The sequence below is a fragment of the Sporomusa aerivorans genome, assembly GCF_041428895.1.
GTDB classification, from domain to species: Bacteria; Bacillota; Negativicutes; order Sporomusales; family Sporomusaceae; genus Sporomusa; species Sporomusa aerivorans.
In genome coordinates this window covers 5,554,683-5,567,500 of sequence record NZ_CP156926.1, presented here as the reverse complement: position 1 = coordinate 5,567,500, position 12,818 = coordinate 5,554,683, and the positions used below count along the sequence as shown (strand labels likewise).

Annotated in this window: 17 protein-coding genes (1 of these 17 only partly in view); 9 read left to right on the top strand and 8 right to left on the bottom strand. The window is 59.7% G+C overall.

All coding sequences use genetic code 11. From position 1 onward, the window contains the following. The 3 genes from SATMO3_RS26530 to SATMO3_RS26520 form a co-directional block, all read right to left on the bottom strand. On the bottom strand, positions 1 to 521 hold the start of the coding sequence (locus SATMO3_RS26530; RefSeq protein WP_371373385.1) for a tyrosine-type recombinase/integrase. The gene continues 658 nt to the left of window position 1, outside the view; 521 of the gene's 1,179 nt are visible here — the first part of the coding sequence; its start codon is at positions 519 to 521; its stop codon lies beyond the left edge, outside the window. A gap of 105 nt (positions 522 to 626) precedes the next feature. Then, positions 627 to 842: a hypothetical protein gene (locus tag SATMO3_RS26525; protein ID WP_371373382.1), complete on the bottom strand. Its 216-nt coding sequence runs from the start codon at positions 840 to 842 to the stop codon at positions 627 to 629. A 189-nt stretch (positions 843 to 1,031) separates the two neighbouring features. Then, positions 1,032 to 1,376, bottom strand: coding sequence for a helix-turn-helix transcriptional regulator (locus SATMO3_RS26520; protein WP_090939626.1), 345 nt, complete (start codon positions 1,374 to 1,376; stop codon positions 1,032 to 1,034). 191 nt (positions 1,377 to 1,567) lie between these two features. Here SATMO3_RS26520 and SATMO3_RS26515 point away from each other — a divergent pair, with 191 nt between their 5' ends. The 9 genes from SATMO3_RS26515 to SATMO3_RS26475 all read left to right on the top strand — a co-directional run bounded on the left by SATMO3_RS26515 (position 1,568) and on the right by SATMO3_RS26475 (position 5,141). Next, complete coding sequence (locus SATMO3_RS26515; protein WP_090939623.1) at positions 1,568 to 1,789, top strand: helix-turn-helix domain-containing protein; 222 nt, start codon at positions 1,568 to 1,570, stop codon at positions 1,787 to 1,789. A 55-nt stretch (positions 1,790 to 1,844) separates the two neighbouring features. After that, on the top strand, positions 1,845 to 2,204 hold the full coding sequence (locus SATMO3_RS26510; protein ID WP_371373380.1) for a hypothetical protein: 360 nt from the start codon (positions 1,845 to 1,847) through the stop codon (positions 2,202 to 2,204). A gap of 151 nt (positions 2,205 to 2,355) precedes the next feature. Further along, the gene (locus SATMO3_RS26505; protein WP_175490584.1) at positions 2,356 to 2,682 is read left to right on the top strand and encodes a single-stranded DNA-binding protein; all 327 of its coding nucleotides are present in this window, start codon (positions 2,356 to 2,358) and stop codon (positions 2,680 to 2,682) included. 450 nt (positions 2,683 to 3,132) lie between these two features. Further along, entirely contained in the window at positions 3,133 to 3,447 is a 315-nt protein-coding gene (locus SATMO3_RS26500) for a hypothetical protein (protein WP_371371732.1), read from the top strand. Between the two features lie 49 nt (positions 3,448 to 3,496). Beyond that, positions 3,497 to 4,033, top strand: a complete 537-nt coding sequence (locus SATMO3_RS26495; RefSeq protein ID WP_371373377.1) for an N-acetylmuramoyl-L-alanine amidase — start codon at positions 3,497 to 3,499, stop codon at positions 4,031 to 4,033. Between the two features lie 265 nt (positions 4,034 to 4,298). Beyond that, positions 4,299 to 4,520 carry a DUF1659 domain-containing protein gene (locus SATMO3_RS26490; RefSeq protein WP_090939609.1) on the top strand — a complete coding sequence of 74 codons (222 nt, stop codon included), beginning with the start codon at positions 4,299 to 4,301 and terminating at the stop codon, positions 4,518 to 4,520. 45 nt (positions 4,521 to 4,565) lie between these two features. Then, positions 4,566 to 4,790: a DUF2922 domain-containing protein gene (locus SATMO3_RS26485; protein ID WP_371371731.1), complete on the top strand. Its 225-nt coding sequence runs from the start codon at positions 4,566 to 4,568 to the stop codon at positions 4,788 to 4,790. A gap of 22 nt (positions 4,791 to 4,812) precedes the next feature. Then, positions 4,813 to 4,968, top strand: coding sequence for a YvrJ family protein (locus SATMO3_RS26480; RefSeq protein ID WP_090939604.1), 156 nt, complete (start codon positions 4,813 to 4,815; stop codon positions 4,966 to 4,968). Continuing rightward, a complete protein-coding gene (locus SATMO3_RS26475; RefSeq protein WP_175490583.1) occupies positions 4,965 to 5,141 on the top strand; it encodes a hypothetical protein in 177 nt (58 codons plus the stop codon). The genes SATMO3_RS26480 and SATMO3_RS26475 overlap by 4 nt, the downstream gene beginning before the upstream one ends. A gap of 135 nt (positions 5,142 to 5,276) precedes the next feature. On the opposite strand, the gene SATMO3_RS26470 is transcribed toward SATMO3_RS26475, so the two are convergent. The 5 genes from SATMO3_RS26470 to SATMO3_RS26450 form a co-directional block, all read right to left on the bottom strand. Then, positions 5,277 to 5,717, bottom strand: coding sequence for an OmpH family outer membrane protein (locus tag SATMO3_RS26470; protein WP_371371730.1), 441 nt, complete (start codon positions 5,715 to 5,717; stop codon positions 5,277 to 5,279). 5 nt (positions 5,718 to 5,722) lie between these two features. Continuing rightward, positions 5,723 to 5,989 carry a hypothetical protein gene (locus tag SATMO3_RS26465; RefSeq protein ID WP_371371729.1) on the bottom strand — a complete coding sequence of 89 codons (267 nt, stop codon included), beginning with the start codon at positions 5,987 to 5,989 and terminating at the stop codon, positions 5,723 to 5,725. Then, a complete protein-coding gene (locus SATMO3_RS26460) occupies positions 5,986 to 10,581 on the bottom strand; it encodes a beta strand repeat-containing protein (protein WP_371373374.1) in 4,596 nt (1,531 codons plus the stop codon). Before SATMO3_RS26460 ends, SATMO3_RS26465 begins: the two co-directional genes overlap by 4 nt. Before the next feature lie 14 nt (positions 10,582 to 10,595). Beyond that, positions 10,596 to 12,299: a ShlB/FhaC/HecB family hemolysin secretion/activation protein gene (locus tag SATMO3_RS26455; protein WP_371373372.1), complete on the bottom strand. Its 1,704-nt coding sequence runs from the start codon at positions 12,297 to 12,299 to the stop codon at positions 10,596 to 10,598. A gap of 173 nt (positions 12,300 to 12,472) precedes the next feature. Continuing rightward, positions 12,473 to 12,700 (bottom strand): DUF2442 domain-containing protein, encoded by a 228-nt coding sequence (locus SATMO3_RS26450; RefSeq protein ID WP_090939587.1) that lies wholly within the window; start codon positions 12,698 to 12,700, stop codon positions 12,473 to 12,475. Between the last annotated feature and the right edge of the window lie 118 nt (positions 12,701 to 12,818).

Genomic DNA, 12,818 nt, shown 5'->3' with positions numbered 1-12,818 from the left:
TTGCGGCGCTTCTTCTTGGGCAGGGACACCGTTCTAAACGGCAGCCGGTGCAGGATTTCTTCGTTAAAGGCTTTGTTTAAGGCGGCGCGCAGGACGGCAAAGGTAAGTTCGGCCAGGCGCGGCCCGCCGCCGTTGTCTTTGATGGTGTTCACCATGTTTTGAATATCAATCCCCCTGAGTTTTTGCAGTTTAATCTCGCCTAACAGCGGCAGGATATGGTTGTTGACCACCGAGCGGTAGCCGATGTAGGTATTGCCCCGGACACTGGCCCGGGCGTAGATGGTCAGCCATTTTTCCACCCACTGGCCGACGGTGATTTTGTCGGCGTCAATAAAGACCGGCCCTTTGCTCCGTTCGAGCAGGGCGTCTTTTTTCTGCTGGACTTCGCCTTTGGTCTTGCCGTAGCAATACTTGCGGACGGGTTTGCCGGTCGCGGCGTCGCGACCGATGATGACGGCCGCCATCCAGAGGCCGTTTTTGCGTTTGCAAATGGTTCCTTCGCCATTAGCCCGTTTAGCCATGAGCACACACCACCTTCGTCGATGTCGGTGGCAAGGGCGGCTGCACGCTGTTGTTGTATAACCCGTTGCCACCGCATGCGGTTTGCAACGAATTACAGGTACAGCCTAGCTGTGACTGGCAGTCAGGCCGGAAGGGGCAGGGAGTTCTTTGTTTTTAGCAAGGAGCTCCATTTTTTTCTGCAGCGCTTCCTGTTTGGTTTTGCCATAGCGATACTGGCGAACGGGCTTGCCAGTCACAGGGTCGCGGCCGCAGACGGCGACCACCCAGCGGCCGTCCTGACGTCGATAGATACTGCCATTGCCGTATTTGCGTTGTTCCATGTCACACACCTCCTTTGCTGGCTGATTGCTCCGGGGAATAGCCGGTAGGGCTTGTCCCTGCTACGGCGGCGTCCCGGAGCCACGCAGGCACTTTGCCGCATGCGCCATGTTCACACACCATCCTTTTATCCTATGTACCTATGCAAACGGCGCTTGCCGCCGGGATATAACATATTGCGTATCCACCGGTCAACCAGGGACAACTTTGTCTTTGTCTTCGGCTTTTAAGGCCGCCACGATTTTTTCAATGACGGCCCGCTCTGAGGGTGGCAGGTCGGCAATGTCTCTGGCCAGGTCAGTGACGTCGGCCGGTAGGGATAACACGCCGGCGTCGACGCCTAAGAGGTGGTCGGTTGAGACTTTTAAGATAACGGCCAGGCGGGCCAGCGTTTCGCCGTCGGGTTCGGTGCGGCCCCGCTCCCAGCCGGCCACCGTGGACTGATTGCCGGCCCCGATCAGGTCCGACAGGGCGGCCTGGGACAGGTGGAGCCGTTCGCGGGCAGCGCGGATGCGCTTTCCTATTTCTTTGCTCATGTTTTTTCACACACCATCATGTTTGATTTGCACACACTATAAAAAGAGCTGCTACCCACATTGTAATTGTTAAAGTACGATTTGTAAATATAAAAGTGAAAAACGTATTGAAAGATTACCAAATGACTGCTATGATTATTACATAATGCAATGATTAATTGCGTTAATTCACTGAAAGGAGAGGATGCACCATGACAAACACTAAACTGGTGGTCACGGTCAAGGAGTTTGCGGCCATGACCGGTATTGGCCAGAACCGGGTACGGGAGTTTTGCTATTTGCCGGACTTTCCGGCGTCGAAGGAGGGGAACCGTTTTTTAATTCATGTGGAGGCCGCCAATGAGTGGCTGCGGCGGCGGACCAGCGCCAAGACGGGCGTGAATACGGCCGGATTGAAACGTATCCTGCCGTGAAAACCGGGCGCCAGCGATACAAAGAAACCTTTTACCGGTGGAAGTGGGCGGGGCCATGAATTACATTGCCGAGCTCAACAGTTTTTATGCCCGTCTCTTGACGCGTCCGCTTTCGAGTGAGGCGCAGGCCTTGTGGGGTGTACTGATGCACCTGTTTAACCGGGCCGGCTGGCCGCCCCGGCTGACCTTGGCAGCCAGTACACTGTTAGGGTTTTTGGGTTATAGTTATGCGACGCTGTCGCGGGCCCGAGGCGAGCTGGTGGCGGTCGGCCTCTTAGTTCATACGCCCCGCCCCGGCCGGCTGGCACCGTATTATGAACTGCACCCACTGAGTGGCAAAGCTGTGGATAAATCTGTTGATAACCCTGTGGATAAACCGCGATTGACTTTAGTAAAGCCCATTTGCCAATCATAATGAATGGCAAATGGAATGGCAAAACCGGATTTGTCAATCATTATGATTGGCAACCTGAATACATTATTTAAACGTAAACTTTATTTATAAACGTAAACCAATAATAGTAATAGAGCCTGTGACTATGTGGACAACAAGGGGGAGGATGGGCATGAATAAGGTCTTTCTGGTGGGAAGCTTGTCCCCGGACCTGGACATGCGCATAACCAACAGCGGCAAGGCGGTTTGTTCTTTTTCTTTGACCGTTGCTTTTAAGACCAGGGTGCGGGAGGAAACCGACGCGATTGACTGCGTCGCCTGGGATGCGCTGGCGGAGCAGATTGGTCAGGCGGGCCAAGGTGGTCGCCGGGTGGCGATTGAAGGGCGGCTGCATACGCGGCAGCTAGAAGGAGCAGACGGGCAGCGGCGGAAAGTGACCGAGGTGGTGGTCCGGGATATTGAGTTTTTGGACAGGCTGGGCCTGGCCCGGCCGGGGTAGCCAATCAGACAGAGGTGTTGTGTGATGGAAAGTAAGACGTTGGCGGTAGCGATGCCGGAGCGGATGCATCGGGAACTGGCGAAGTTTGCGGCGTTGTTTATCGGCAAAACTGCTCAGGAGCGGCCGGACGCGGGAATATAGCCTGGAGGAGGCGCTGCTGCTGGCGGCTATGATTTATATTGATGACTACTTGTACCGGCAGCGGCAGAATGTGCCGCTGGGCGGCGTTTCCTCTTCCCCTCCCGTTTCGCGGGAGGGCTCAGGGGTGGGTCCATCAACCCTGAGCCAGGGCGAAGGTCTGCGTCAGCAGCGGTGGACGTCCGCTAATGTTTTGTTTATGTCCAGCGCAGCGTTAGCCCGGCGGAGCGAACCCAAGGGGGCGGGCGTGGACATAAAGGCCATTAGCGGATGGCCGCCTTCCCTTCCCTGGCAGGGAAGGGTTAGGGATGGGTGGCCGTCGCCCCCAGCAGGTCGGCGGCGAGCGTCAGAGAGCTGCGGGCCTGCTCCCTTGCCAGGCAGACGGATGCCGCCTGGCAGGATACGGCTTTAAGCGTCAGCGGTGGACGGACGGGAGCGGATGAGGAGAGTGGAGCGCCAGCGAAACGCCGCAAGGAGCGGACGACCGGCCATAGAGCGGTATCCGTCTGTAAGGCACTGAGCGGAGCAGCCCGAGGACGGCGGGCGGAAGACGCGGCAGCGGCTGCAGCGCCGCCCGCAGGGATGCGGAGCGGGCGGGCTTGCCTGTGTGGGGATTATTCTGTCTGACGCCAGATGGGATACGATCGGACATACGATAAAGAGGTGAGAAAGAAAAATGAAAATTGTCATCGACCCCGGCCATTCCGGGCCGGTGGAACCGGGCGCCTGCGCTGTCGGTATACGGGAGTGCGATGTGGTACTGGCGATTGCCAAGCTATTGGCCGAACAACTGGCCGATGCGGGGCATGAAATCATACTGACCAGGACGGGCGATATTGCGACCGATGACCTGGGTTTCCGGGCTGAATTGGCCAACGTCAACGGGGCGGATGTGTTTATCAGCATTCACGCCAACAGTGCTGCCAGCCCGGCGGCCCATGGCACGGAAGTGTATCATTATCCGGGCAGCAAATGGGGGCGACGGCTGGCAGTCTGCCTGCAGGCCCGGCTGGTGGCCGAACTCAATACTGCCGACCGGGGAGTGAAAGAGGCTAATCTCCAGGTACTGAGGGAAACGGACTGCCCGGCGGTGCTGGCGGAAGTGGCCTTTATCTCCAATGAGGCGGACCGGTCGCTCTTAACCAGTTATGCCGGACAGTTGGCGGCGGCCGTGGCCATGGCCGGCGGGCTGGCCGATTATGCGGCCGGGTAGTGGTTTTTAACGGCGAGGCGAGGATTGTTGATGCCGCCGGTGGGGTTCCCGTTGCTGTACAGGTAGAAAATACTTTACAATATTGCGAATTGCTTATATAATAAATACAAAATGAAATAATGCTCCTGGAACGGGCAAAAAGTAGATGACCCGCGCGGTTTTTCGGCCGCGCTTGTCATAATCCGTTCCAGGCGCAAATCAGGCACACCTCCCGGGGTGTGCCTTTTGCGTGGGATTATCCGGGAAGGAAAGGAGGCGAGAGACAGTGGCCGTAGTAAAGTTACCGCAAACCAGCACGATCGCCATTAAGCTGCAAAAGGGCGTGACCACGTCCGGCAGTCCGGCCTATGTGACCCGGAACTATACCGGCAAACCGGCGGCAACCGACCAGGATTTGTTTGATGTCGCGGTGGCATTGATGGGACTGCAGGCGTATCCACTGGCGGAGATTGCGCGGGTGGACAACGCCATCCTGCTGAGTGAGTAAGGGCAAGGGGAAGTTTTTAACAAATGATAGGAAGGGGGGAACAGGATGGCTGATACCAATACCAAGACGCTGGAGCTGGTATTTATCACCGAGGGCAACAAAGAGGTGACGGTGGTGGTGAAAGACCCCAAGGACGGGGTGACGCTGGCCGAGGCTCAGGCAGTGATGGCGACGATTATTGCTAAGAATGTGTTTGCCGCCACCAGCGGCGATTTGGTGACCGCCAAGGAAGCGCAGCTTCGTCAACTGGCGATCACCGAGTTGAGCTAATGCGGGAAAGGAGGCCCTGCAGATGGAAGAGTTGGCCCGCCTGACGGCGACTTACGGTTTTCCCATGGCAGTAGCCTTCTATCTGTTGGTCAGGCTGGAAAAGCGCCTGACCGAGCTGACCAGCGCCATCAATCAGATGTGCAGTTGCGTCGAGAGGATGGAGGTCACGAAGAAATGATGCTAAAGACTGTGTATGGCCCGCCGCCGGCCGATCGGGAACGGATTGAGGCGACGACGGAAGATGCGATAGACGGCGCGCTGGTGCGCGAGACAACTGAGGAAGCGGCGACGGCTGCAGACCTCGCAAAGGCGGGTTGTCCGGCAGCCGGCCTCGACAGGCAGCCGGAATAAGCCGTACGTCTGGGTGTACGAAGGGCCGGTCGGGAATATTCCCGGCCGGCCCTTCGCGTTGCGTGCCGACAAAGCCGTGCGTAGGGGCCCGCTTTCCGGAAGCAGCAGGGAAAACTCCCTGCCGCGCAGTTTTTTTTATTTGACGGTTATGATTTTCAACACGTCGGCGGTGATGTCCACGCCGCCGCAGACGACATCCTGTTTGCCGATGACAATGGACAGTCCTTTGGCTTTGGCCACTTCATTGGCAGCCGCCGTAACCTTGGCGGCAATCGGCCGCAGCAGCTCCTGGCGCTTTTGCTCCACGCGCAGGTCAAGCTGGCGGGCAAGGTTCTGTTTGTCGACCTCGTTTAAGCCGGCTGCTTTGCTGTCAAATTCCTGCCGGACCTTCTCTTGCTCGGCTTGTAGTGCAGTATTGGCCGCCGCCGTGTCGGGGTGCTGGTTGATGAGGGTGATAAAGTCCAGATAGCCTACCGGACCTGTGGCCGGGGCGGCCTGCGCCGTGCCCCAGGCGCCCAGCAGAAGGCACAGGGCCAGGAGGACCGGGACTATTCGCTTGTTCCGGGATGGTTGCATGTTGATCAGTCTCCTTGTTGTATCGCTGCCGCTGTGGCAGCGTTCGTTTGTTTTAGTACGCCGGCGGCTGTGAGCTGCCGGACGATATCCTGCTGAATGGCCAGCGCCTGGACGAAGCCGTCGAGCGGCAGAATAACACGCTGGTTGACTTCGACCACCGGCTGGCCGTTATCGCTTTTGAGCTGCGGCTGCACGGTCATGAGGTCGATGCGGACCAGGTTGCCCGTGACGTGGACGGCGCTGACGCCGTCGGCAAAAATTTCTTTGTTCATTCAGTTTCACTTCCTGTTGATGATGCAGAATTGGCGAGGCCGGCGGGAGTCAGGACAGTCAGCGGATAGCCTCCGGTGTTGATGCCGCTGCCGATGATGGTCAGCGGCGCGTAGAGATTAGCGCTGCCGGTCAGATAACCGCTGAGACCGGAAAAGGCGGCGCCGCCGGGCATGGCTCCGGCCAGATGTTCGGCGTGCAGGACGGCGCCGTCATAGGTTGGGTCGGCCATCCGGCCGGTAATGGTCAGGGTGCCGTTAACAAAGGTGATGGCATAGTTGGCGGCGGTCAGGCCGTCGGGGGTGATGGTATAGCTGCCGGGGCGAAGGGCTCCCTGGGACGTGCCGCCATAAGTGAGGGCGCCGGTCAGCACGGAGCTGTCCTCGTTATTGACGAAGCCGGAGTAGGTGACGCCACTGCCGCCGCTATAGGCGAGGCCGTCGTAGGTCTTGGCGGCGTTGCTGGCGGTGACGGTGAAGGCGGCGGGGTTGACGGTGAGGGTGCCGTTAACATAGCTAATGGTATAATTGCCGGAGGACAGGCCGCTGGCTGAAATGGTGTAGGAGCCGGCGTTGACCGCTCCCTGGGCTGTGCCGCCGTACGTGAGAGAGCCGCCCAGCACGGAGCTGTCCTCGTTATTGACGAAGCCGGAGTAGGTGACGCCGCTGCCGCCGCTATAGGCGAGGCCGTCGTAGGTCTTGGCGGCGTTGCTGGCGGTGACGGTAAGGGCGGCGGGGTTGACGGTGAGGGTGCCGTTAACATAGCTAATGGTATAATTGCCGGAGGACAGGCCGCTGGCTGAAATGGTGTAGGAGCCGGCGTTGACCGCTCCCTGGGCTGTGCCGCCGTACGTGAGAGAGCCGCCCAGCACGGAGCTGTCCTCGTTATTGACGAAGCCGGAGTAGGTGACGCCGCTGCCGCCGCTATAGGCGAGGCCGTCGTAGGTCTTGGCGGCGTTGCTGGCGGTGACGGTAAGGGCGGCGGGGTTGACGGTGAGGGTGCCGTTAACATAGCTAATGGTATAATTGCCGGAGGACAGGCCGCTGGCGGTAATGTCGTAGGAGCCGGCGTTGATCGCACCCTGGCTGGAGCCGGAGTAAGCGAGAGCACCAGTCAGCACGGAGCTGTCCTCGTTATTGACGAAGCCGGAGTAGGTAATGCCACTGCCGCCGCTATAGGCCAGGCCATCGTAGGTTTTACTGGCGCTGTTGGCGGTGACGGTGAGGGCGGCCTGGGTGATATCGGCCGTCGTGGTGGTGCTGACGGTATAGTTAGCGGCGTCGGCGCCGGCGAGGGTGACAGTCACGGTCTTGCCGGTGCCGGCGTTTTTGTCGCTAAAGGTGCCGTCGCCCAACGTGACAGCGTCACTGCCGTAGATCGTGCCGGTTAATGTGCCGGATACGGTGGCGGCCGTGGTGCCGTCGTAAACCTTGTTGTTTGCCGTAAGATTGGTGACGGTGAGGGCAGCGGGGGTAATGGTCAGAGTGCCGTCATAGCTGATATCATAGCCTTGCTGATTGGAGTAAAGGCCGTTTAAGGTGAGGCTGCCGTCGGCGGTGGAATAGGTGCCAGCGTTTTTGCTGCCCGTGGTGTAGCTGAGGCTGCCGGACACGCCACTAGTGGCGTTAGAGTCGGACAGGGTGTAGCCGGAGGCCGTGCCGTTGACGGAGCCATTATAGGTAGTGGTGGCGGCGGTTACGGTGACCGGCGTCAGGAAGCTCTCAAGCAGCGGATAGGTATAGCCGTCATAGATGCGCCAGACCGCGCTGACACTGCCGGTGTCCGTGATGTCGCTGCCCCAGTTGTAGCTTGTGGCGGCAAAAGCGCTTTTCCGGGTGGAATCAGCGGCCAGACTGGCAGCCGATGAATACAGTCCAATCACGTTGGCGGCTTGATCAAGGCTGTCGTAGCCGAGGCCAATTGCTTGGCCTGAGGTGTCGACATCCCAGTAGCTGCTGGTCATAGAGCCGTCGTTATAACCGACAAAGCCGCCAGCGTAGTAGGAGGAGGAGGCGGAGGAGGAAACCGAGCCGGTGCTGTAGGAGTTGGTGATGGCGTCGGAGTTATAGCCGACAAGGCCGCCAGCGTAGGAGTAGTAGGAGGCGGAGGAGGAAACCGAGCCGGTGCTGTAGGAGTTGGTGATGGCGCCGGAGTTATAGCCGACAAGGCCGCCAGCGGTGGAGTAGGAGGAGTAGTAGGAGGAGGCGGCGGAGGAGGAAACCGAGCCGGTGCTGTAGGAGTTGGTGATGGCGCCGGAATTATAGCCGACAAGGCCGCCCGCGTAGGAGTAGGAGGAGTAGGAGTAGGAGGAGGCGGAGGAGGAAACCAAGCCGGTGCTGTAGGAGTTGGTGATGGCGCCGGAGTTGACGCCGACAAGACCGCCAGCGGCGGAGGAGGAGGAGGAGAAGGAGGCGGCGGAGGAGGAAACCAAGCCGGTGCTGTAGGAGTTGGTGATGGCGCCGGAGTTGACGCCGACAAGACCGCCAGCGGCGGAGAAGGAGGAGGAGGAGGAGGAGGAAACCGAGCCGCCCAAAAGACCGACGTTTTGCAGCGTCGCGCCGCTGCCGGTATAACCAAACAGGCCAGCGTAAACAGCGTTGGAAGAAGACAGGTTGATGGTCAAAGCGCTGACGGTGTGGCCCAGGCCGTCGAAGGTGCCGGTGAAAGCATTGCCGTAGGTGCCGATAGGCGTGAAGCCGGAGTATTCGGTGATGCCACTGTCTACGTAAGCATTCCAGTAAGCCGTGCCACTGGCGTCGATGTCATTGGCCAGCGTGTAATCGTTGCCCAGCATACCGGAGGAACCGATGCCCTGCAGGCCGTAGACGTCGGCGATCTGGTACGGGTCACTGCTGGTGCCGTCGCCGTCCAGCGCCCGGATAAAGGTGCCGCCGTTGATGCGAAAATCAGTGGCGGTGAAGCTGGACAGGCTGGCGGTGATTTCCCGCCAGGTGCCGCTCTGCAGAATAAAGGTGCCGACGCTGATGCTGCTGCCGTTAGCCGGGGTGATGATGCCGCTTGTTGTGCTGTTGCCACTGGTCGAGGTGTTGGCCGCCAGGGTCAGGCCACCGCTTGTGGCGGTGATGGAAGAGTTGAGGTTAATGTTGTTATAGGCCGACAGCGTCAGGGTATTGGTGCTGGTCCAGGTGAGGTCGCTGTTGACGGTGATGTCGCCGCTGCTGCCGCTGTTCAGCTCGCCGGTCGTAGTACCGGACACGCTGGTGACGGTGGAGCCGGAACTGCCGGTGCTAATGGTGACGTCAGTAGTAGCCAGCGCCGTTTGCAGCGAGGTTGCGGTCATGTCACCGCCGGTGTCGGCAATGATGAAGTCGGCCGGATCTAACAGCCAACTGCCTGTTTTGCCCTTGTCTGCCGTGGTGTTGACGCTGGCCGTATCGGCCACTTTCAGCGACTGTTTGCCGCTCGTCTCCACACTGCCGCCGTCACCGGACAGGCTGCCGCCTTGGGCGGAAATCGCCCCGGCGAACTGGGTCGTATCCTTGGCCCAGACCACTATCTGGCCGCCGTTGCCGCTGGTAATCGCGTCGGCGGTGATGGCTGCGCCCTGTTCCACCGTTGTATTCGTCGCCTGGTATTCGCTGCTGCCGCCCTGGTAGGCCCCGCCGATCAGCGCCGTGCCGCCGCCGGCATCGCCGGAGACGTCAAGGATAGAGCCGGTTTGCACCGTGACGGTGTCGCCCAGCAGTTTAATGGTGCCGCCGGTCTGGCCACTGGTTTTGCCCGAGGCGTCGAGGGTACCGGAGTTGACCACCGTACCGCCTTCGAGGCGGATGACGCCGTTGACGTTATTGACACTCTGCGCTCTGATCACGCCGCTGTTGTTGACGACGGTGTTGAGCAGCGCGTCCTTGGTGCCGGCGGTCATGACGACCAGGTCGCCGCTCGCGGTGATGGTGCCGGAGTTGGTGGCGCTGCCGCCGGCCGCGCCGGTGTCGACGGTGAGATTTAGCAGGCTGTCGCCGCTAAAATCGAGCGAGACGGCCTGGCCGGCTCCCAGGGCGGTGACCTTGGCGGCGATGACGCCTTCGTTTTTGACCTGCGGACCGATCAGCACCGCTTCACTCGCGGCGGTGATCGTCCCCTGATTGGTGACGCCGTTGGTGGCAGTGCCGCTAAAGGTGTAGTTGGCGTTTAGAAAGTCACTGTCGGTGATATTGAGAGTCGAGGCTACCAGGCCGCCGGTGCTGACCTGCGATCCGGAAGCGAACAAAATCCCGTTGGGATTAATCAGAAAGACCTTGCCGTTGGCGGTCAGGGTGCCGTAGATGCTGGAAGCGTCGGTGCCGATGACCCGGTTTAAGGTCACGGCGGAAGACGACGGCTGGATAAAGTTCACCGTTTCGCCGCTGGCGATAGAAAAGCTCTGCCAGTTCAAAATGGCTTTGTCGGTGGTCTGGGTGACGGTGGTGGTGGCGCCGCTCGCCGTAATGGCGGCGCTGCCGCTGACCACCGTGCCGCCGGTGGGATTGGCGAAAGCCGGGTGGTAGCTGCTGAGAAACAGCAGTCCGGCGGCCAGAGGCGGCAGCAGGTTTTTTGTCAGACGCTGCCAGCGTCGTTTCCATTTGCGTTGCATGAATGTATCCTCCTTTAAAAATATTTGACGGCTTGCAGCCAGCAACGGCCGTTTTTGTCGGTGTCGGCGGTGGTAGTCTCATGGCCGGCTTTCCAGGCGTAGTCGAGGCGGACGGTAAAGTCGCTGCCTTGCACCCAGAGCAGTCCCAAGCCGGCGGCGGCCAGGCTGCGGCGGTTGTCGCCGGTGGCGTAGGGGTCTTTATTGGTCATGACGCTGCCGTAGTCATAGAAGGTGTTGAGGTAGAGATTGTTTGGCCCGGACGAAGCGGCCGGCAGCCGCCAGCGCAGTTCGCCGGTCAGCTTGTAGCCCTGGTCGCCGCCGCCTTCGCCCTGCGGGTAGGCCCTGACGCCGTCGGCGCCGCCGAGGTAGAGCTTTTCGGAGGAGTCAAGGTTTTTACCGGCGAGCTGGCCGGTGAAGCTGAGGTTGAAGTTGAGGTTTTGCGCCACTGCTTGCTGACGACGGTAATTTAACACTGTCTTAGTGAAGTGACCGTCCGTTTGGGCGGTGGCGGCGTCGGTTGCCAAGGAGGCCGCGTCAGTGAGATCAAGGCTGCCCCAGTACTGGGTGAGGCTGAACGAATTGGTGCCGCCGCCCAGCCAGGTGTCGGCGCTATTGCCGGACAGGGCGATATGCCAGAGGCCGCTGGTGCGGGGATTGTAGCTGCCGTAGCCGGTCAGGTCGTCGCGGAGCTGTTTATGGTCGTAGCCGAAGCTGCCGTACAGGCTGGCGCTGCGGCTCCTCGTAAGCGGATAGGAGAGCTGGTAGCCGGTGACGGCCGCCCGGCCGGTGGCACCTAAGGAGGCGAAGCTGTCGCCGAGGGTATAGCCGACATGGGAGTAGCTGAGGTCAAACGTAGCACCGTCGGCGCCGACGGGGATATTGTAGCCGAAATTGTAGTTGTCGATGCCGTCGCGGGTGGTCATCCCGCCTACGGTCAGGGCGTCGCCGGCGCCGCTGAGGTTATTGATACGGAGCTGGGTGCCGTAGCGGGTGCGGCCGGTGTAGCGGCTGCCCCAGTTGTCGCTGTAGAGGGCGCCGCTGGTTTTGGCCGTGGCGGATGTTTCTACGGTCAGGTCGGCGGTGCCGGCCTCTTTGCCGGGCGACAGGGTGGCTTGGGCGTGGACGCCGGCGAGGTCGTTGATGAGAAGCAAGGCCCGTTCGAGCGGCTCACGGGTAATGACGGCGCCCGGACGGGCGGCGAACAGCATGGCGCGCAAGCGGTCCGGGGCGATAGGGCCGTTACCGGTAATGTTCACCTGGCCGTAGGTGCCGGGGACGACGGCGATTTCGACGACGCCGTCCCGGATATCCTGGGCCGGCAGGTAGGCAAAGGCGACGAGGTAGCCTTGCCAGCGGAGATACTGGGTGATTTTGCCGGTCAGCCGGTTCAGTTCACCCAGGGTACTTTCTTTGCCGGCTTCGTTTTGCACGATCTTTAGCAGTTCATCCGCCGGCACCGGCGTTTCGCCGCGAATACGAAAGGCGCTGACAAAAAATTTCTGACCGCCGTCGGCTGCCGGGGCAACGGGCTGTTCTTCGACGGCGATAGCGGGGGTTTGCCGCTCAATCGGCTGCTGCGCCGCCGGCGGTTTTGCATTGTCGAGGATGGTGCCGGTGTCGGGCCGGGTGGCCGCCAGGGCCGGCAGGGCGGCCGAAAAAACGGACAGGGCGGTAAAGGCGATGAATTTTTTACCTGGATGCCAACAGTATGGTTTCATGGGATACTCCCTTTCTTTGTTTTTTAAAAATTTATCCGATGGCTAACCCGCTCTACTACTCCCGCTTCTACAAGCGGCGCGTAAAGAGCGGCTAAGTCCCTGGATCATTGCGACTGCAATTCAGGCGGCGTTAAAACGCCGTCTGAATGAAGTCTCCATATATCGCAGCGGTTTTATTTGGCGATCAGCTCGATAATTTCGCTGACGGCCATGGAGATGCCGCGCGGCCAGTACACCGCTTTGCCGTCGGTCCGGGCGGCGCAGAACACCTGCTCGTCCCGGAGGCTGGAGAAGCGGACGGTCTCCAGCTTGCTTTTCATATCCAGCGTGACGGAGTGGTGGTTGTCAAAATAAATCGTGATACAGTAACCGGCAGCAGGCACTGCTTTGAGTATTTTCATAGAAACCTCCTTTGGCAAAATTTCTCGTAATGATGAGACTTAGACTATTACGCCAATAAAAAAAGTCCTTCACTTTATCATAAAGTGAAGGACTTTTGAAAGATACTATACGAAAGTA